The sequence below is a fragment of the Acinetobacter sp. 10FS3-1 genome, from assembly GCF_013343215.1.
GTDB classification, from domain to species: Bacteria; Pseudomonadota; Gammaproteobacteria; order Pseudomonadales; family Moraxellaceae; genus Acinetobacter; species Acinetobacter lwoffii_C.
This window is the reverse complement of record NZ_CP039143.1, coordinates 1,015,003-1,035,064: the sequence shown is the minus strand read 5'-3', so window position 1 is coordinate 1,035,064 and position 20,062 is coordinate 1,015,003. Positions and strand designations below refer to the sequence as shown.

The 20,062-nt window shown below is 41.8% G+C and carries 15 protein-coding genes and 1 pseudogene; 8 read left to right on the top strand and 8 right to left on the bottom strand.

Annotated features, from left to right (window positions below; genetic code table 11):
* Positions 1-501 precede the first annotated feature (501 nt).
* The 3 genes from E5Y90_RS04810 (at position 502) to E5Y90_RS04800 (ending at position 3,874) form a co-directional block, all read left to right on the top strand.
* Entirely contained in the window at positions 502-1,716 is a 1,215-nt protein-coding gene (locus E5Y90_RS04810; RefSeq protein WP_410553621.1) for an alpha/beta hydrolase family protein, read from the top strand.
* A gap of 98 nt (positions 1,717-1,814) precedes the next feature.
* Positions 1,815-2,588 carry a glucose 1-dehydrogenase gene (locus E5Y90_RS04805; RefSeq protein WP_174660558.1) on the top strand — a complete coding sequence of 258 codons (774 nt, stop codon included), beginning with the start codon at positions 1,815-1,817 and terminating at the stop codon, positions 2,586-2,588.
* A 554-nt stretch (positions 2,589-3,142) separates the two neighbouring features.
* Positions 3,143-3,874, top strand: a complete 732-nt coding sequence (locus E5Y90_RS04800) for a carbonic anhydrase (RefSeq protein ID WP_174659561.1) — start codon at positions 3,143-3,145, stop codon at positions 3,872-3,874.
* A 103-nt stretch (positions 3,875-3,977) separates the two neighbouring features.
* Here E5Y90_RS04800 and E5Y90_RS04795 read toward each other — a convergent pair whose 3' ends face one another.
* The gene (locus E5Y90_RS04795; protein WP_151204483.1) at positions 3,978-4,442 is read right to left on the bottom strand and encodes a BLUF domain-containing protein; all 465 of its coding nucleotides are present in this window, start codon (positions 4,440-4,442) and stop codon (positions 3,978-3,980) included.
* Positions 4,443-4,613: 171 nt separating this feature from the next.
* The gene (locus E5Y90_RS04790) at positions 4,614-6,317 is read right to left on the bottom strand and encodes a M61 family metallopeptidase (protein WP_174659560.1); all 1,704 of its coding nucleotides are present in this window, start codon (positions 6,315-6,317) and stop codon (positions 4,614-4,616) included.
* Positions 6,318-6,492: 175 nt separating this feature from the next.
* Between E5Y90_RS04790 and E5Y90_RS04785 the strand changes: the two genes are divergently transcribed.
* The 3 genes and pseudogenes from E5Y90_RS04785 to slyD all read left to right on the top strand — a co-directional run bounded on the left by E5Y90_RS04785 (position 6,493) and on the right by slyD (position 8,858).
* Positions 6,493-7,806: a D-alanyl-D-alanine carboxypeptidase PBP6B gene (locus E5Y90_RS04785; RefSeq protein WP_151204481.1), complete on the top strand. Its 1,314-nt coding sequence runs from the start codon at positions 6,493-6,495 to the stop codon at positions 7,804-7,806.
* Positions 7,807-8,064: 258 nt separating this feature from the next.
* A pseudogene (locus E5Y90_RS17450) lies at positions 8,065-8,239 on the top strand (NAD(P)/FAD-dependent oxidoreductase); the annotation flags it as partial.
* A gap of 136 nt (positions 8,240-8,375) precedes the next feature.
* The gene (gene slyD / locus E5Y90_RS04780; RefSeq protein WP_151204480.1) at positions 8,376-8,858 is read left to right on the top strand and encodes a peptidylprolyl isomerase; all 483 of its coding nucleotides are present in this window, start codon (positions 8,376-8,378) and stop codon (positions 8,856-8,858) included.
* Positions 8,859-9,016: 158 nt separating this feature from the next.
* Here the strand turns inward: slyD and E5Y90_RS04775 are convergent, their stop codons facing one another.
* The 6 genes from E5Y90_RS04775 to E5Y90_RS04750 all read right to left on the bottom strand — a co-directional run bounded on the left by E5Y90_RS04775 (position 9,017) and on the right by E5Y90_RS04750 (position 15,501).
* Positions 9,017-9,793: a M48 family metallopeptidase gene (locus E5Y90_RS04775; protein ID WP_174659559.1), complete on the bottom strand. Its 777-nt coding sequence runs from the start codon at positions 9,791-9,793 to the stop codon at positions 9,017-9,019.
* A gap of 112 nt (positions 9,794-9,905) precedes the next feature.
* Entirely contained in the window at positions 9,906-10,214 is a 309-nt protein-coding gene (locus tag E5Y90_RS04770; protein WP_151206750.1) for a hypothetical protein, read from the bottom strand.
* A gap of 194 nt (positions 10,215-10,408) precedes the next feature.
* Entirely contained in the window at positions 10,409-11,728 is a 1,320-nt protein-coding gene (locus E5Y90_RS04765) for an adenylosuccinate synthase (RefSeq protein ID WP_174659558.1), read from the bottom strand.
* Between the two features lie 71 nt (positions 11,729-11,799).
* On the bottom strand, positions 11,800-12,966 hold the full coding sequence (locus E5Y90_RS04760; RefSeq protein WP_174659557.1) for an ATP phosphoribosyltransferase regulatory subunit: 1,167 nt from the start codon (positions 12,964-12,966) through the stop codon (positions 11,800-11,802).
* A gap of 1,028 nt (positions 12,967-13,994) precedes the next feature.
* The gene (locus E5Y90_RS04755) at positions 13,995-14,288 is read right to left on the bottom strand and encodes a hypothetical protein (RefSeq protein WP_151204475.1); all 294 of its coding nucleotides are present in this window, start codon (positions 14,286-14,288) and stop codon (positions 13,995-13,997) included.
* 184 nt (positions 14,289-14,472) lie between these two features.
* The gene (locus E5Y90_RS04750) at positions 14,473-15,501 is read right to left on the bottom strand and encodes a type I glyceraldehyde-3-phosphate dehydrogenase (protein ID WP_174659556.1); all 1,029 of its coding nucleotides are present in this window, start codon (positions 15,499-15,501) and stop codon (positions 14,473-14,475) included.
* Positions 15,502-15,886: 385 nt separating this feature from the next.
* Here E5Y90_RS04750 and alaS point away from each other — a divergent pair, with 385 nt between their 5' ends.
* Both alaS and E5Y90_RS04740 read left to right on the top strand, forming a co-directional pair.
* Positions 15,887-18,580, top strand: a complete 2,694-nt coding sequence (alaS, locus tag E5Y90_RS04745; RefSeq protein WP_174659555.1) for an alanine--tRNA ligase — start codon at positions 15,887-15,889, stop codon at positions 18,578-18,580.
* Positions 18,581-18,645: 65 nt separating this feature from the next.
* Positions 18,646-19,926: an aspartate kinase gene (locus E5Y90_RS04740; RefSeq protein WP_174659554.1), complete on the top strand. Its 1,281-nt coding sequence runs from the start codon at positions 18,646-18,648 to the stop codon at positions 19,924-19,926.
* Positions 19,927-20,062: the final 136 nt, after the last annotated feature.

The following is a 20,062-nucleotide window of genomic DNA, read 5'->3' as shown; positions in this document are numbered from 1 at the left end:
CAGAAAATATGTTGGCTTAAAACTGCCCTTTAATTTTTTCAGCATTTGCTTTATCCATAGAAAAGAAGCTAATACCTTAGATAAGTGATATGACAATAGGGTGTAATATCTAATATGACTTCACAGATATATGATTCACATCAACATGATTGCTTTTTCTTGTAACCTTAAAATGGAAAGTAAAAAATATAAGAAAATATATAAGGTTACATATAATTATCATCCATTTAATATAATGGCTGTTATACAAAATAGAAAAGCCTAGACCACAACCTAGGCTTTAAACTTAAAAAATACATAAAAATCAATTTCGTAGACTTAATTTTTAAGCTTCATATAACGTGTATTAGGTTAATTTTAGGAAAACTTTATAATCTTTGTGAAAGTGACATAATAAAAGAAGCTTCAAGTATCACTATAAAACTTAGGTTCATACCGAATTTTTAATACTTTATTTAGAAAGCAGGATAAAGCTGATACATTAAGAATGACATTATAAAGATGGTACCAGTAATGAAAATTAAATATCCCATTCTAAAATTGGTCGTAAGCTGCCTTTGCTTCAACTCCACATATGCAATAGCCTCTCCTGTCTTTCCCAATAATGATAAAGTCCAAACGTCGAATATCTCCAGTAGAACACCAGGAACAATCCTATCGATAAAAGAAGAGAATATCGATCTATTTACCAATGCTTCACAGCGGTTCTTGATCACTTACCGTAGTCGTGGAGTACAGTCTGAACCAATTGTAACTTCAGGATATCTCTTACTCCCTAAAGGTAAAGTACCCCAAGGAGGTTGGCCTGTTCTTGCTTGGGCTCATGGGACAACTGGTGTAGCAGACACTTGTGCGCCTTCAGGAGATTATGCCGACGGTCCAGTTCATCCTTATCAACAAATTGCTGCGAAAGCACTAAATGCCTGGCTTGCTCGCGGATATGCAGTCGTCGCCCCTGATTATCAGGGTTTAGGTACCCCCGGTGGACATCCTTATATGAATGCACAAAGTCAGTTATATACTGTCGTTGATGCTGTCCGGGCAGCCCACCTTTTAAAGCCTTATAAATTTAGTAAAGACTGGTATGTTATGGGTCATAGTCAAGGAGGTGCAGCTTCCCTTAAGGTTGCTACTGATGGCCGAAAAGATGCACCTGAGCTCAATTTAAAAGGTGCCATTGCACTCGCACCAGGTGGCTATCAATACCAAGGAATCGCTGAATACGTAACAACCCATACTCCAATTGAAACCGGTGTGGCCGCATTTTTTCCAATTGTGCTTTTGGGAGCAGAAGCCGCAGATCCTAGCCTGGCTCCAGCAAAGTTAGTTAGCTCAGACATGGCTAAAGTTCTAAATTATGCACGTAATCGCTGTTTGTCAGAATTACAATCTGAGCTAAAGGCAGCACCTCAAACAGTTTTTAAACCAAATGTAAATTTGGCACCTTTGACAAATTATTTAAAAAAACAGTCTATTGAGAATATGACACCTATTGTGCCAACGCTCATTGTACAAGGTGATAAAGATCAGCTGGTAGATTACCGTGGTACTTATGCTTACTATCAGCAAGTATGTAAGAAGCAAAAACCTATTTCCTTTCACCTAATCAAAAATGGAGATCATCGTGACTCTTTAAGACAAAGTGAACTCCTGATTGGAAGCTTTATCAATTCAGTTGAACAAGGGAAAATTGTAAATACCTGCAATTCAAAATGATGCGGTAGATTTAGGATTTTGAACTCAAAATAAAACTCTGCCGTAGAACAGTTAAAATATTTCGAGTCTTAATATACATATGGGAATAAATCAAAATGATGCCACAAAGTTTATTATCACTGACGAATAAAATAGCACTTGTAACAGGCGGTGCAGCAGGTATTGGGAAAGCCAGCGCTCTCATTCTTGCACAAGCAGGCTCGGACGTTATGATTGCCGATTTAAATGTAGAAGCAGCTAAACATACAGCAGAAGAAATCAAGCAGCTGACCGGACGCAACATACAATATGTTGCATGCAATATTCTGCAAGATGATCAATTGGTCAATGCAGTGAATAAAACAATCGAAACCTTTGGCCATATTCACATCTTAGTGAACAATGCGGGAGGCGGCGGCGGCGGCCGTGAATCTCCTGATCAAATTAGCGTAGATACTATAGAGCGTGATTTTCAGCTTAATGTGTTTGCTGCTTGGCGATTGTGTCAACTCGTCGCACCGCATATGAATAAAGCTGGCTATGGTTCAATAATAAATATCAGCTCTATGAGTTCAATTAACAAAAGCCCTGCTATGAGCGGATATGCATCATCAAAAGCTGCTTTAAACCATATGGTCGCTAATTTGGCCCATGATTTTGGTCCGAATATACGTATTAATGCGGTAGGACCTGGAGCGATTCGTACCGCAGCATTAGAAAAAGTACTGCAGCCTGACATTGAAAAAAGAATGCTTTCCCATACCCCATTACAACGATTAGGTGAGCCAGAAGATATCGCGAGAGCTGTATTATTCTTTGCCTCACCTCTTTCATCATGGGTTTCTGGCCAAACCTTATTTGTAAATGGTGGTGGTGTACAAACACTGGATTAAAGAGTGCGATCTAAAACCTAAAATTATTTTAAGTTGAATAGGATGTGCTATCTGTATTTGCCGGCATAGTAACAGGCCTAAAGCTGCTACATAGATCTCAACTGAATCTATCTCCATTTAATATAATGGGTGTATATGAAATAAGAAAATCCTAGACCAGTGTCTAGGATTTTAACTTAAAAAACATATAAGAATTAATAGCATAGAATATATTGTGCAGCTTAATATAATTGGTATTAGGTTAATTTCAGGGAAACTTAATCACGTTCTAATACAGCTTTAGGTGATGCTGATTAATCCGCTAGAGATAACTTTTTAGAAGAGCGGTAGTTTAAAAATTTTCTCTATTTTTAATGCATAGCAATAAGTTGGACTTTATTGTCTATCTATTGGATAAAGTATTTTCTTTAATATTGGTTAAAATCAGCCCATACAAATGATAATTATGACTCATAAAAACATAGTTGTTTAATAAATAAACAGGCTTTTAAGTTTCCTTTTATATTACTGACTATAATTAAAATTCTTTTATCAACCTCAACATTGAGTTAAAAATGAAATTTAAAGCACTTATGGTTTTAACGCTCTTTGCGTCTAATGCAGCATTCGCTGGAGCTAATTTAGATTGGGGCTATGCAAATCAACAAGCACCCGAGCACTGGGCTGATATCAGTGAAAAATATGCTGCATGTAATGGTAAAAACCAGTCACCAATTAACATTGATCAAACTATAAAAGCAGAATTACCTCCATTGAAGTTCAATTATGTATCTAACTCTAAAAGCATTATTAATAATGCACGTACGGTACAAGTGAATTTCAACGAAGGTAATTACTTGTTATTAGACAATAAAAAATTTGAATTAAAACAATTCCATTTACACAGCCCGAGTGAAAATAGAATTCATGGCAAAACCTACCCAATGGAAATGCATTTAGTTCATGCATCACCAGAAGGTGAATTAACAGTGGTGGCCCTAATGTTTGAAGAAGGCAAAAAGAATGAAAAACTTGCTAAATTATGGAAGGAATTTCCTAAAACTGCAGGTGATACAAAAACTTTAAAACACCAAGATATAGCAAGTGCATTTTTACCAGAAAATCTTGATTATTATCGTTTTAATGGTTCATTAACTACACCACCTTGTTCAGAAGGCGTTAGATGGATTGTTCTCAAAGATGTTCAACAGGCATCAGCAAAGCAAATTAAAGCGTTCTCAAAATTAATGGAACATCCTAATAATCGCCCTATACAAGCTCAAAATGCCAGATTAATACTCGAATAACTTTACAAATCTTAATTTTATAAAAATGGGAGCTTAAGGCTCCCATTTTCGACTTCATCTAATGTGTCTTATGTTCATTTTATTCATTCAAAGATGGGCTTTTTCAAATTGGATTTGAAGTAATTAAAGCTTTACTTTTTAATATAGAAAAATTATCAGCATGCTGACTGAGTAATTCTATAAAAGGTGGAATCGTAGAACTACTTAATAAATAGGGATTAAAAATATCATTATGATTCTCTGAGAAAAAATCAACTACCTCCTGATCAATGTTGGCATATTTCATATACCAATTAGAAAAAAGATATGTATCGATCTTCTCAAGATAAAGAACTTCACAATTTTCATGACGTGGATCTTTTAAAATTTTATCATGAAAAAGATGTTTTACTTTATCTTCTTGCCCCTCTAGACATTGAACAAAGTAATCATTTCCATAATAAAGCGCCCCATAGATTTGATTCGCTCCATTAAACTTTAATGCTTCGGTTAAAATTTCATAAAGTTCAGACTTAGAATAAACTTTAGATCTGAATTTGCTTACATATAATAGTCGTATATTAGTCATTGGTAGTTCTTTTTAAGCTTTATAGACTTAAGTATATAATAGAAACAAATAATCCCCTATTTTTAGGGGATTATTTGTTGATTTAACATAAAATCTCTTGTGGGTAATATTCGACCAAGTCTGAATTAATACACCGCACCGGTTCTACCTTACATTAATCCAGTTTACCAATTAAGCTTTTAACCATTTTTCAACTTTGGCCTGATCTTCAACTTTGAGTTCCACTTCTGTCAACTCAGAACCACCTGCCTGAACTTCAAAACGCATCAGCTCATCGCGGCGGAAAGCATGAACAGTATAACTCCCATCTTGCTTCGCATATTTCTCTACAAGTTTAGTCGTCGCTTTCAGACCATCAATCGCAACAATCACATCATGGGCAGATAAACCAACTGCCGCCCCAGTACCATTACGGCGAGCAGATTGAATCAACACACCTTCAGGTTTATCTAAGAGTTTCAGACCGAATGGGAGCGATTTGTCATTTTTCAGACTATAGCGCAGGCCAAACTCAGGGAAGAGCTGATCCAACGGTAACTCATCTGTCGTATTGATCAGGTGATTGATCTGCTCGACCCAGTCATCACCCGTGAGTTCCTGACAAAGTTCAAAGATCGTGCGCTCATTGACCTGAATACCGTTTTGCGCATTTTCATACAGTTTACGCATTAAAGCATCCAAACTTGAACCGCGCAGACGCAGGCCTAGGTCCAGACACAAAGCGACCAGACAGCCCTTATTATAATAACTGGTGCCGGCATTATTCGTGTTTTCATCCTGACGATAGAACTTCACCCAAGCATCAAAACTAGACTCCACCACAGACTGAACAAAACGTCCCGGATTTTGCAGATAACGGTCAATCTGTGCTTTTAATAAGCTCAGATAAGCTTCCTGATTGATCACACCGCTACGCAGCAAAATCAGGTCATCATAATATGAAGTAAAACCTTCAAAAATCCACAGCAAAGAAGTATAGCCTTCTTTGTTCAGGTCATAATTAACAAAGTTTTCAGGGCGGATAAATTTCACTAACCAGGAATGAAAATACTCATGGCTGCACAGTCCGAGGAAACGCTGATAATCTTTGGAAGGCTGTTCCGGCTCATCCGCCTTAGGCAGGTCATCACGTGGCGTAATCAGGCTGGTCGAGTTCGGATGCTCCAGACCACCATAACTATTCCCGGTTGCCATGGTCATAAAGGTATAATTTTCAAAAGGAGCTGAGCCGAACATGGCGATTTCTGTAGCACAGATTCTTTCAATATCCTGCTGCATGCGCTCCACATTCATGCTGTGTTTACCTGATACAACAAACTCATGCGGAATGCCATTGGCCTCAAAACTGAAACGGGTCTGCTCTGCCAGCTCAAATGGTGCATCAATTAATTCGGCATAATTTTTAGCTTTAAGGGTAAAGCGGCCTTTGACCAGACTTTTGGCTTGCATGCCAGTAGCGAGCTGGAAATGCTTCAGCTCATCAGGCAGGAATATTTCCACTTCCACTTCGTCATGTTCATGGCCTTCCAGTCCCAGACAGGCGCAGGCTGGGTTTACATAAAGACGGTTCTGATCTACATAGGCACCACGCACAGACAAATCATAGGCATAAACATCATATTCCACCGTAATCAGTTCATGATCGGTATTAAATAAACGCCATTTGTTTTTTTCAAATTTCTGGATTTTTAGCTGACGGCCTGCCTCATCATAAGCCTTGACCGCTTCAATATGCTTAGAGAACTCACGAATCAGGTAACTGCCCGGAATCCAGGTCGGTAAAGAAAGCACCTGCGTTGGATCTGCCAAAAAGCGAACAGTTACGTGAATAAGATGCTGACGGTAATCGTCAAATTCGATTTGATAATGCAACATAATAGGCGATATAAAATACAGATAAATAAGTTATGGCTTAGCTTAGCATTTTTTAGACCTGTATTGCTCGGCTGTCGCATTTGTCTACATTTCTGACTAGCTATCCTGAAAAAAAAGGCATAGCATGCCTAAAAATTAAATCGTTCATCGACCATCTGGTTATAAAGGAACATCTTTGAAATACATCATCTCACTGATTGCAGTGCTCAGTCTGTTTGTCCCTGCAATTTCGTATGCTGCCCTACTGAATATTCTTCCAGAAAGTGTAGAAGCAGAAGCCTGGACGATTCTTGATGCACAGTCTGGTCAAGTCATTGCCGAGCATAATGCAGATGTTCAGCGTGCGCCAGCTTCGCTGACCAAAATGATGGTGGCCTATATTGTCCTCAAAGATATTCAGGCCGGGAAACTGGATAAACATACCGTTTTAACAGCGAGTCCTGTGGTGAAAACCATCATGTGGGATGAGTCGCAGATGTACCTAAAAGAAGGTGAGCAGATTTCCGTTGACCAGTTACTGGCTGGTCTGATTATCATGTCAGCAAATGATGCAGCAGTGACTTTAGCAGAAAAAGTTTCTGGCAATATCCCTAAATTTGTAGACCGGATGAATCAGGAAGCCAAAGCTCTGGGCATGGAGCATACCTATTTTCAAAATCCGGCCGGTATTACCATGCCTCAGCATTATTCAACAGCAGCCGATCTGGCACGTTTGTCGATGGCGGTGGTGAATGAAACTCCGGATTATCTGTATTATTCCAAGCAGCCGAGTTTTAGCTATAACAACCATTTTCACCGCGCCACTAACTTGGTGCTCAAGCTTGATCCGAGTGTAGATGGCTTAAAAACCGGTTTTACTCGCGCTGCTGGTTATAATCTTGCCTTGACTGCTAACCGTTTAACCCATGATATTGAAATACCGAATCGTCGTCTGGTTGTGGTGGTACTGGGCAGCAAAAGCGCCCTAAAACGTGCGGAAATAGCGCATAAGTTGATGAATTTGGCTTATACCTACACCCGTAATGAAGTTGCGATTAAAGATCAGCAATTATTGGCTGAGCTGCCAGTGATTAAATCAACTTTAAACATGTTTAAGGTGCAAACTAAGCAGCCGCAGATTGTGACCACTTCGCTCTATGACCAGCACTACACCATTGATCTGAACCAGTTTGATCAGGCCCAGCAGCGTGTCATGCTCGATACTGGTAATGGTATTTTACAAAGTATCGAACCCTTACCAGAAACCCAGACCCACATTAATGTGGAAATTACTACGCCTGAATTGATTGCCCCTTTGGCAGCTGTCGTGCCGTTAGCAACGGTACAAATCTACCAAAACAACCAGCTTATTCGTACCATCCAGATTGAAGATCGGGTCGATATTGAAGAGGCAAATATTTTTCAAAAAGCGTTCATCTGGTTAAAAAGCCTGTTCAGTTTCTTTACAGACAGTGCTCCCGAGGTCAAGCTTTATCCAATTGAAAAATAAACCCACCCTATTTAGCTTTGAATATTCTGCCTAGAAGATAAGCATGTTATCTTCTAGCTTTCTCCTCTCTTTTCCTACTTATACTTCTAAGTTTTAAAGAAAAACGTTTTTCTGAATCACGCTTATAAAATTGCTACGTTTTATAATTTTTCTAACAATTTTACTTAAGACCGGTTCAAGCCCATGCATACAATAAGCATTCCATGGCTACTGTATTTGCACAAGAAACATACAACCTAAAAATCATTGTAATAGCAAAAAGTGGTGGGTGAATTATTAGGACAGGTCAATGTGTCAGGTTTTATGGCTAAATTCATAGATCTCCTTATATCGACTTCATCAGGCTACTATTCATGCTTATGCCGATGCAGGCCTATTCATCGCTAAAGATTTTGTTACAGGTAAAATTTCTCCAAAGCTAAAATTGCATTGAAATACAGAAATTTGTCCTCATTATTTAAAAAATCGTCATTAAAAAGGTCAAATTGCATTTTTTTGCTAATTTTAGTCTACAAAAATACAATTTCACTTTATGATGTACCCTTAAGAAAATTGAATGGATCAATAACATGACTGCTATTGCAAATGACCTCGTGGTTTCTTTCCACTACACATTGACTAACGCAGAGGGTGAAACTCTCGACAAATCTCAAGGTGAACCACTTGCCTATTTGCACGGTGCAGGTAACATCATCCCAGGTTTAGAAAAAGCTCTAGAAGGCAAAACCGTAGGTGAAAAATTCACTGTGAATGTTCCTGCTGCAGAAGGTTATGGCGAATATAACCCGGATCTGGTACAAGAAGTACCTAAGCAAATGTTCCAAGGCGTAGACAATATTCAGGCAGGTATGCAGTTCCAGGCTCAAACTGATGATGGCGTTCAAATCGTAACTGTTAAAACAGTTGAAGGCGATAACGTTATTGTTGATGCAAACTTCCCGCTTGCTGGTCAAGATTTGACTTTTGAAGTTGAAATTGTTGAAATCCGTGAAGCTTCTCAAGAAGAACTGGATCACGGTCACGTACACGGTGCGGGTGGTCACAACCACTAAGATCATCCGATCTTAAGTTAAGCATAAAAGGCAAAGTATTTTACTTTGCCTTTTTTATTTAATATCTACTTCATTTCTAAATAAATCACCATAAAAAAACAGAGCCTGTGCCCTGCTTTTTAAATTCCCCTGATCTTACTGAACCAGTGCGTCTATGATCATTTATGCTGATTATAAATCTGCATGGCAGCTGGCAGATTCTGACGCATCGCAGCAATACGCTGTGCGTTAGATGGGTGAGTAGACAGGAATGTTGCTCCTGTGCTGCTACCTGAAAGTTTGTTCATTTTTTCCCATAAGGTAATAGCTGCATTCGGATTGTAGCCCGCACGTGCCATCAAGCCTAAACCGCCTTGGTCAGCTCGGCTTTCAAGATTACGTGAATATGGCAGGCCTATACCGATCTGGCTGCCTAACTGAGCAACGGCTGCTCCACCCTGTCCAACCCCTGCTGCACTCAGGCCAATGCCTAGTGCCAGATCAGTCAAGGCTTGCGCACCGATTTTCTGCTTAGAATGTTCTTCTAGCGCATGCACCATTTCATGCCCCATAATTGCGGCAATTTCAGCATCAGTCAGATTCAACTTGGTCACAATACCAGTATAAAATACTACCTTACCACCTGGCGCCACAAAAGCGTTTACCTGGTCAGATTTAAGTACAGCCAATTGCCACTGAAATGCTGTACCCGTCTGATTCATCTGGTTTGCATAAGGCTTTAAACGGTTAAATACCGTATTGATACGTTTATAAGTAGCAGAGCTGGTGTCCAACTGGCCTTTTGCTCTGGCATCTGTCACCATGGCATTATAACTTTGTGAAGCGGTGGCATTTAAAGTGACCGTGTCTGCGCCCGCCATATCCGCAATAGTTGTACAACCCGACAAAGTAATAGCTACTGTGGCACTCATCGCGCATAAAAGTTTATTTTTCATTATAATCATTTCCACCTTAAGCAAACGCTAATTGATCTTGTAAAAAATTATAGTTGAAAGATTGTAACAACTAAACGTTGATTTACTTCATCTTCTTATAATTTATGTAATTTTAACCCCAATACTGTATGGCCAGCCAATAGACCAGACAGGCGACATTTAAACCCAAATACAGCTGACAGAGCGGTCTAATTTTCTCTTCCAGAACGACACTTTTACGCTTAAAAAACAGTATCCCATTTTGCAGCAAAATTACCGGTACCAGTACACAGGCAATAATGACACTTAAACCAATGAATGCACCATAAATAATATCAGGGTCTTGGGTTTGGGCACGAATAATCAGCATGGCAATGGTCGGAGCACCGCCCATGGCAAACAGCAGTGAATAGAACATGGTTCCTGAAATATTTTTATGCATCCTGCATTCCAGATTTTATCGTGCTCTTATTCTAGCAAGGCTTCACGCTTTACACATAACGGAATAAATTAACTTTAGTCTGAACAAGACCATGATTTCTATATTCTCAAACTATTTTAAAGCCTGAAAAATAATATTTTTCTATAAAAAACCCTGTGGATTCACAGGGTTTTTTTTATCATTCTTGGCTTAAATTAAGCTTCAAACGGGTGGCGAAGAACAATAGTTTCTTCACGGTCTGGGCCTGTTGAGATGATGTCGATTGGACATTCAATCAGCTCTTCCAGACGTTTCACATAGTTGATTGCTGCTTGTGGCAACTGGTCTAGGGATTTGGCTCCGAAAGTTGATTCTTTCCAGCCTGGCATGGTTTCATAAATTGGCTTTAAGGTTTCAAATGCCAGCGCATCAGAAGAACCGACACAACCCGAATCAGCCGCCTCATAACCCACACAAATTTTCACTTCTTCCAAACCATCCAGAACGTCAAGTTTAGTTAAGCAAATACCAGAAAGGGAGTTAACCTCTACCGAGCGGCGCAGGATTTCTGCATCAAACCAGCCACAACGACGCTGACGGCCTGTAGATGCACCAAATTCATTACCTACTGTACCCAGGTGCTTACCGATAGAATCCCCTGTATCATTGGCTGCATCATAGATCAGCTCAGTCGGAAATGGGCCTGCACCCACACGGGTTGTATATGCCTTGGTAATACCCAATACATAGTTCAGATGTAATGGTCCTAAACCTGAACCAGAACTTACACCGCCCGCAGTCGTGTTTGAAGAAGTCACGTACGGATAAGTACCGTGATCGACGTCTAGCAGTGAACCTTGTGCACCTTCAAACATAATGTTGTCACCGTTTTTACGGTATTTGTGCAATTCGCCAGTGACGTCAATTACCAGCGGTGCAACAACTTCACGCCATTGGTCACAAAGCGCCAGCACATCCTCAAGTTTAACTGCATCTACACCGTAGAATTCGGTTAACTGGAAGTTATGGTATTCAAGCAGCTCAGTCAGCAGTGCGGTCAGATGCTCGCCACCACGAACCAGGTCAGCCACACGGATTGCACGGCGAGCCACTTTATCTTCATATGCTGGACCGATCCCGCGACCTGTCGTACCAATTTTCGCATTACCACGCTTTTTCTCACGCGCCTGGTCAAGTGCAATATGGTTCGGCAGGATTAATGGACAGTTTGGAGAAATACGTAAGCGCTCTTTAACTGGTACACCTTCTTTCTCAAGAATATCCATCTCTTTGATGAGGGCTTCAGGAGAAAGAACCACACCATTACCAATTAAGCACAGTACGTTTTCACGTAAAATACCAGATGGAATGAGGTGTAATACAGTTTTCTTACCACCAACCACGAGAGTATGACCTGCGTTGTGTCCGCCTTGATAACGAACTACCGCAGCCGCTTGATCTGTGAGCAGGTCGACGATCTTACCTTTACCCTCGTCGCCCCATTGGGTACCAAGTACCACAACATTCTTGCCCATAATAGCCTCATTACATCATGCTGTTAAAATTGAAAGCTTTGCTCAGCGACATGAATGCTGAGCCTAGCGATTTAAATGGTTTTGACAGTCCATTCACCGTTTGCATTCACCAGCTGGTGAGTGGCATACGGAATTGAACTCAATTCATCATTACCTAATAACTGAATCACGTTTAAGCCTTGAGCGCGCGCATTTTGAATGGCCGCCACGAGTGCTGTATCGGTGCCTTTTGGCGCTACGACAACCTGTATGGCTTTAAATTTACCTGTGCTCAATGCATATAAATCGCACGAGAAACCTGTTGCAGGACGTGCACGACCAAAGTGTCGACCAATTCCGTCATAACGCCCACCTTGTGCCAGTGCGGCAGCACGATTCGGCGCATAGACAGCATACATCAGGCCAGTATGATAGTGATATGAACGCAGCTCCACGACATCCACACCGATGTGCAAATTTGGCCAGCGGGCCTGCACTTCATTTTTCGTACTGAATAAAGCTTCAAAAGCCTGTTTAAAGTCTGGGTTTGCCAGCACGTCTTCACTTAAGTGGGCTTGCAATGCATCAAGATCACTTGCATAACGGCCCAGTGCATAGAAATCTTGTCCGAAACTCAAGCCTGCAGTGTATTCCTGCAGTTCTGGCAAGGCTTTACGCTGGTAAAGATCAGACAAACGTCGCTCATCTGCTTTAGTTAGACCGGCTTGCGCTACCATACTACGGAATAATCCGACATGACCCAAGTCCAGATGAATCCCTTCAGCCACACCAGCTTCCTGAATCAGGCTGATCATCAAATCAACCATTTCCACATCAGCATCAATACTGTCTGAACCAAACAATTCCGCACCTAACTGCAAAGGCGCACGCGTGGTATTAAAACCCTGAGGCTTGGTATGAAGTACTGTACCTGCATAGCAATAACGCGCCACGCCTTCTACTGGATGTACATGCGCATCAATACGTGCCACTTGTGGTGTCATATCGGCACGCACACCAAGCAAACGACCTGAAAGCTGGTCGATGACTTTAAAAGTGGCCAGATCTAAATCTTGATTCGATTCTGAAAGAGAAGAAAGAGATTCGATGTATTCAATAAATGGCGTGTAGACCAGCTGATAACCTCGAGATGCAAGGAAATCCAGTGATTGACGACGCATAGTTTCAATGACTTGCGCTTGTTCTGGTAATACATCAGCTACACCATCAGGTAATAACCATGTCTCTGAAATGGGCATGTTGTAAACCTAAATTCTTGTCAGCGCGGAACGAATCCGCATAAAAAAATCGGGAACACACCCGATTTCTCCTAGTCTAACACGATAGTTTTGCCTATGCATCGCAAATTTTATAATTTTCACAGTTGACTTAGGTTAATCACCCTCGCACCTAGACCAGATCAGAGCGAGCTGAATAAATGAGCCATTCAAAAAGTTAAGCGTTTTACATACGATCCTGATTTTACTCAAGTTTATAGATAAAAAAGATATTTATGCCAAACAGGATCATGAGCTGTGTACGATTCCATCTTATTGCTTTATGAACTGTCTGCAATCCACATACCCCTGCAATTCCTACGCAAAATCCAGTAGCCAGAGATTCTTCCACTCAGAATAATGAAGATAGCACCCAGATTTCATCCAGATGGCCAGAGGAAGATGACAATAAAACTGAAACTCCGGTAGTAGGCTTTAAACTTGGGGTTCCACCGATCAGTCACTGATATGCAATTTATCGAGCTGGAACGACTTAGGTAGCAAGACTTAGGTACAAATAGGTATAAGTCTAGGTCAAGTTGTCGCAACCAATGGTTACGGCGTAGATAAGCAACAGAAAGTCACCTATATCTTTACTCCTGTTGATTCATCACAAGCGGTATCATGCAACTGGATAACCGCGCCAGGATGAATAACGTAAACTTAAAAAGTTTAAAGACTCTATTGAAAAACATAGCTAGAAGCGCATCAGCAATCAAAAAAATTGTGAATAATCAGTATGCCGAATGTCTCACACACACCAGATGGCGACAGCTGAAATTAGTGCTCCATATATGAGTTTTGATCTCAATATCGACTACTAAAACGAGGCGCTCAGCAAGATCTTTAATTCTCAGCTGCCATAACAAATTGAGCCGGCGAATACCGACACCGCTTCCTTCTAAAGTTTCTAAAATTATTTAAAGGGTGATCTTCGGGAAAAACTTCCCGAATATTTTCCAAGACAAATCGGGTAACATTGGTCACTTTTTAAATGAATTTATTTCTTGTTATTTTTTCAGATCAACCACTTGTGCCAGCAAACTGACCAGCTCGGCATTTTGTAGCTCTACTTTTTGTAGCTTGGCCGTAGTCTGATCCAGCATTTCCTGCTGTACATGCATTTTCTTTGCCAGATCCTGAACGATTTCCAAGGTCTTTTTTAAATTTTCCTCTAAATGTGCCACCTTATCTTCAACTGGTACCCCCTGTACAGCAGTTGAATAATCATTATTATTGAATTGCAACCAGATCAGAAAAATGACAGCCACAGTCAATAGTATAATAAATCCCCAAATCAACATCGTATCGTTGCTCTTATTTCATTTAATTATCCTTATCTTAACCAAAAAACCTGTAGTTCATAGAGCTTTTATACATAAATCCAGTGCTTTTCGATCAATTGCTTCACTCCTGTTCTGCCGCTCTGTTTGTTATCTGCCTTTTAATCAAAAAGCACCCGGTTCAGGGTGCTTTTGTAAAATAAACTTAATGTGACTGAAAAGACTCACAGAGGTCTAATAAGCGGTTGGCATATCCCCATTCGTTATCATACCAGGCAAAGACTTTGGCTTGATGCCCAATGACCAGCGTCTGGGTCAGGTCTACGATCAGCGAATAAGGCGAATGGTTGAAATCCGAAGATACTAAAGGCTCATCAGTGACGGACATAATCTCGGCAAAGTCCTGACGCGCCGCCTTGATCAGCACTTCATTTAAGTTGTGCTCAGTAATCGGTAACTGAGAAATAAAGGTCAAGTCAATTGCAGCCACATTAATGGTTGGCACCCGTATTGAATATCCATCAATCCGGTCAGTCATTTTCGGCATGACCTGTTTTAAGGCACCGAGCGCACTTGAAGTGGTCGGAATAATATTCTGTCCCGAAGCCCGCGCACGTCTTAAATCACGATGCGCCTGATCCAGTACACTTTGATCTGCGGTGACGGCATGAATTTCTGTCATCAGGGCGGTATCTATCCCAAAGGCATCATCAATGATTTTCACCAAGGGAACCAAAGCCTGTGTGGTACAGGAAACACTGGAAATGATCTGGTCAGACACTTTGACCTCATGATGGTTAACGCCATATACAATCGCGGCATCTACCGTATCGAAGGGTGCTGCACCGATAATCACACGTTTTGCACCGGCATGAATATGCTGGGTCGCAGCTTCACGGGAACGGAACAGACCGGTACACTCCAGCACCACATCGACTTCCAGGTTTTTCCACGGCAACTGCACCGGATTGGCCTGGCATAAGACCTGGACTTTTAAGCACGCCTCTTGATAGGCAACATGCAGATAAATATGTTCAGCATCATAGCTTAAGTCCACCTGTCCAGGAAAACGGCCATGCGTTGAATCATACTTGAACAGATGCAGTAAAGTTTCGACATTGGCAATATCGTTAATGGCAACAATCTCAAAATTAAAAGCTTTCGGATTTTCAAACCAGGCACGCAGCACATTTCGTCCAATACGCCCAAACCCATTGATTGCCACTCGTTGCATGACCTAACCTTTTATGTGCCGATATTAAAAACGCTTCTATATTAATGGATTTCTCTCACAGTACCGCAAAAACTTTAGGGAAAATAGGAATTTTCGATGTTTCCATTTCCGATCAAACAGACCATATTCAGAAATCCAGTTTTTCAGTCTGCTCAAAAAAGCCTGAAATGTCATATTCTTCTTTATAAGTTTTAATTTGGAAAATCTCCGGCCTGCCCCTGCAAATAAATCATAGCAATTGATTTTAAAATGATTGGTCGAACAGGCATTTTCCGTTATAATTTGGCGTTTTTAAAAATTTAAGCCTGCACGGCAGCAAAGAACTTACCCTCTTGTCAGACTGTCCTGCTTTTAGCCAAACCAGAAATTATGGAGTGACTTGGTTGTGAGTACTCGTTTTATGACATCAGCTGAAATTCGTGAAGCATTTTTGCGTTACTTTGAATCGCAAGGGCATACACGTGTCGCTTCGAGTTCTCTGGTACCGGCCAATGATCCTACCTTGCTGTTTACCAACGCAGGGATGAACCAGTTCAAAGACTGCTTCCTAGGGCTTGAAAAGCGTGACTATGTGCGTGCAGTGTCATCACAGAAATGTGTCCGTGCTGGCGGTAAGCATAATGACCTGGACAACGTTGGCTATACCGCACGTCACCATACTTTCTTTGAAATGCTGGGTAACTTCTCTTTTGGTGATTACTTCAAACGGGATGCGATCAAATTTGCCTGGGACTTCCTGACAGGTGACGACTGGCTGGCACTGCCTAAAGATAAACTGTATGCCACTGTTTACCACACCGATGACGAAGCCTTCGACATCTGGAACAAAGAAATTGGCCTAGATGCAAGCCGTATTATTCGTATTGGTGATAATAAAGGCGAAAAATACGCATCAGACAACTTCTGGGCGATGGGTGACACCGGTCCTTGCGGTCCATGTTCTGAAATCTTCTTTGACCATGGCGAGCATATCTGGGGCGGCTTGCCAGGCACACCTGAAGAAGATGGTGATCGTTTCATTGAAATCTGGAACAACGTCTTTATGCAGTTCAACCGTACTGCAGATGGCGTGCTTCACCCGCTTCCAGCACCTTCTGTAGATACCGGCATGGGCCTGGAACGTATTTCTGCTGTTCTGCAACATGTGAATTCCAACTACGAAATTGACCTGTTCCAGCACTTGCTTAAGGCTGCGGCTGAAATCATTGGTCTGGATACTGCCACACTTCAAGCTGAAGCTGCCGATAAAGGCACGCCAGTTCAGTACCCTGCTTCATTAAAAGTCGTGGCTGACCATGCCCGTTCTTGCTGCTTCCTGATTGCTGATGGTGTCAATCCATCTAATGAAGGCCGTGGCTATGTACTGCGCCGTATTATCCGCCGTGCGGTTCGTCACGGTAACAAGCTGGGTGCGACTGGCTCATTCTTCCATAAAATGCTGCAACCTTTAATTGAAATCATGGGTCAAGCTTACCCTGAACTTGAAGCAAACAAAGCACGTATCGAAGCTGCATTGCTAAAAGAAGAAGAACAGTTTGCAAAAACACTTGAACAAGGTTTGAAATTACTTGAAGGCGAACTGGCAAATCTAAAAGGTTCAGTTATTCCGGGCGAAGTAGTATTCAAGCTTTATGACACCTATGGCTTCCCGACCGACCTGACTGCAGATATCGCGCGTGAGCGTGATTTGACCATTGACGAAGCTGGCTTTGATGTTGAAATGGCTGCACAACGTCAACGTGCACGCGATGCAGGTAAATTTGCCATCGACTATAACAGCGTGGTTAAAGTTGAAGGTGAAACCCAGTTTGATGGCTATGATGCCACTCAAGGCCAAGGTCAAATCATCGCGATCTATAAAGATGGTGAACAGGTTGATGAAGTCGTTGAAGGCGATGAAGCACTCATCGTACTCAACCAGACACCGTTCTATGCAGAAAGCGGTGGTCAGATTGGTGATACAGGACTCTTCAAAAACGACACAGGCATTTTTGAAGTACAAGATACCAAAAAATCGGGCGGTGCATTTGTACACCAGGGTATTGTGACTATGGGTAACTTAAAAGTTACTCAAAACGTAGAAGCAACAGTGAAAGCGGACATCCGTGCAGCCACTGCACGCAACCACTCTGCAACTCACCTGTTACACGCTGCCCTGCGCCAAACTCTAGGTTCACACGTTCAACAAAAAGGTTCCCTGGTTGCCTCTGACATCTTGCGTTTTGACTTTGCCAATGACCAGCCTGTAACATTTGAACAGCTGCAAGAAATTGAACGTCTTGTGAATGCGGAAGTAATTGCCAACACTCCCGTGACCACTGAGCTTCTAGACATTGAATCAGCCAAAGCCAAAGGCGCAATGATGCTATTTGGTGAAAAGTATGGTGATGAAGTTCGCGTACTTTCTATGGGCTCAGTGATTGATGAGAAAAACTTCTCGATCGAACTGTGTGGCGGTATTCACGTCAAACGCACAGGTGACATTGGCCTGTTTAAAATTACCTCTGAAGGTGGTGTTGCGGCGGGTATACGTCGTATCGAAGCAGTGACCGGCACTAAAGCGATAGAAGTGGCGCAAAAAGCAGATCGCGACATCAACACTATTAATGGTCTGTTAAAAGCACAGAAAGATCAAACGATTGAAAAAGTTGAAGCACTGGTAGATACCGCATCCCGCCTGCAAAAACAGATTGAACAGCTCAATCAAAAGCTGGCGAACTTACAAGCGGGCGAACTGTTAAGCCAGGTTCAAGAACTTGCTGGTCGCAAAACACTGATTACCACTGTTGAAGGCGTGGATGCCAAATCACTGCGCAACCTACATGATGGTGTGAAATCAAAATTAGAAAATGCAGTCATTGTGCTTGCAGGTGTAGAGGGTGACAAGGTGAGCTTGATCGCATCTGTAGCGAAGGACTTTACTGCGTCTATTAAAGCAGGTGACATCATCAAACATCTGGCGACTGAGCTAGGCGGTAAAGGTGGTGGTAAACCTGACTTGGCACAAGGTGGCGCGCCACTTAACGAGAAGTTTGCTCCTGTCATGGCTGATCTGTCAGCCTGGCTGCAAGCAAAATAAAAAACTTCATTTTGTGTAACTGACTCTGATAGGTAGATCAGGGTCATGGTTTAGATGGAACAACTATGGCATTAATCGTTCAAAAATATGGCGGTACCTCAATGGGTACTCCCGAGCGCATTTTAAATGTTGCTCGTCGTGTGAAGCGCTGGCATGACCATGGCCACAAGGTGGTTGTGGTTGTATCTGCTATGAGTGGTGAAACCAACCGCTTGCTTGCTCTCGCGAAGGCCATTACCGAAACCCCTGACCCACGTGAGCTTGACCAGATGGTTTCTACGGGTGAGCAGGTAACGATTTCCATGTTGGCGATGGCGCTCAACTCAATTGGCGTGGCAGCGACTTCCCTTACCGGTCGCCAGGTTGGTATTAAAACTGACAGTTCGTTCACCAAGGCACGTATTGAGTCTATCGATACTGCAGTGTTGACCGAGAACCTTGATGCAGGCCGTGTAATTGTGGTTGCAGGCTTCCAGGGTTTTGATGCCAATGGCAATACAACCACTTTAGGCCGTGGAGGTTCTGATACCTCGGGTGTTGCCCTTGCTGCTGCATTAAAAGCCGATGAATGCCAGATTTACACAGATGTTGACGGCGTGTATACCACGGACCCACGTGTTGCACCTAAAGCGAAAAAAGTAGACCGTATTTCTTTTGAAGAAATGCTGGAAATGGCGTCTTTAGGCTCTAAAGTTCTACAGATTCGCTCTGTTGAATTTGCAGGCAAGTACCAGGTACCTTTACGCGTATTATCAAGCTTTGATAATGAGGACGATGGCGCATTTGACGAAGACTTCAAAAATAACGTCGGAACTCTTATTACTACTGAATCGGAAGACAATATGGAACAGCCAATCATCTCGGGTATCGCATTTAATCGTGACGAAGCAAAACTGACTATCTTAGGTGTTCCTGATGAACCCGGTATTGCGTCTAAAATCTTGAAGCCAATTGGTGATGCCAATGTCGAAGTGGATATGATTATCCAGAACGTTGAAGAAGATGGTACAACGGACTTCACCTTTACTGTTAATCGTAGTGAACTCGCCAAAGCCAAAGCTATTTTGGAAGAAACAGCCCGCGCAATTGGTGCACGTGAAGTGGCAACTCGTGATGACATCGTAAAAGTATCGATTGTTGGTGTAGGCATGCGCTCTCATGCAGGCGTGGCCAGCAAAATGTTCACTGCTCTGGCGGATGAAAGTATCAACATCCTGATGATCTCTACATCTGAAATCAAAATTTCAGTGATCATCGAAGAGAATTATCTGGAGCTTGCCGTTCGTTCACTTCACACTACCTTCGGTCTAGACCGCGAACAAGGTGAATCTAACGCACGCGCTTAAGAGAACCTGCAAAATACTGCGTTTGTCTGACAGTATTTTATAAATCTCTACAAAAATGCAGAGCCACTATAGTTTTTTTTATAGTGGCTCTGTTATATTAAGCCTAAGGAATTTTTTGTAAATTTGGACAGATTCA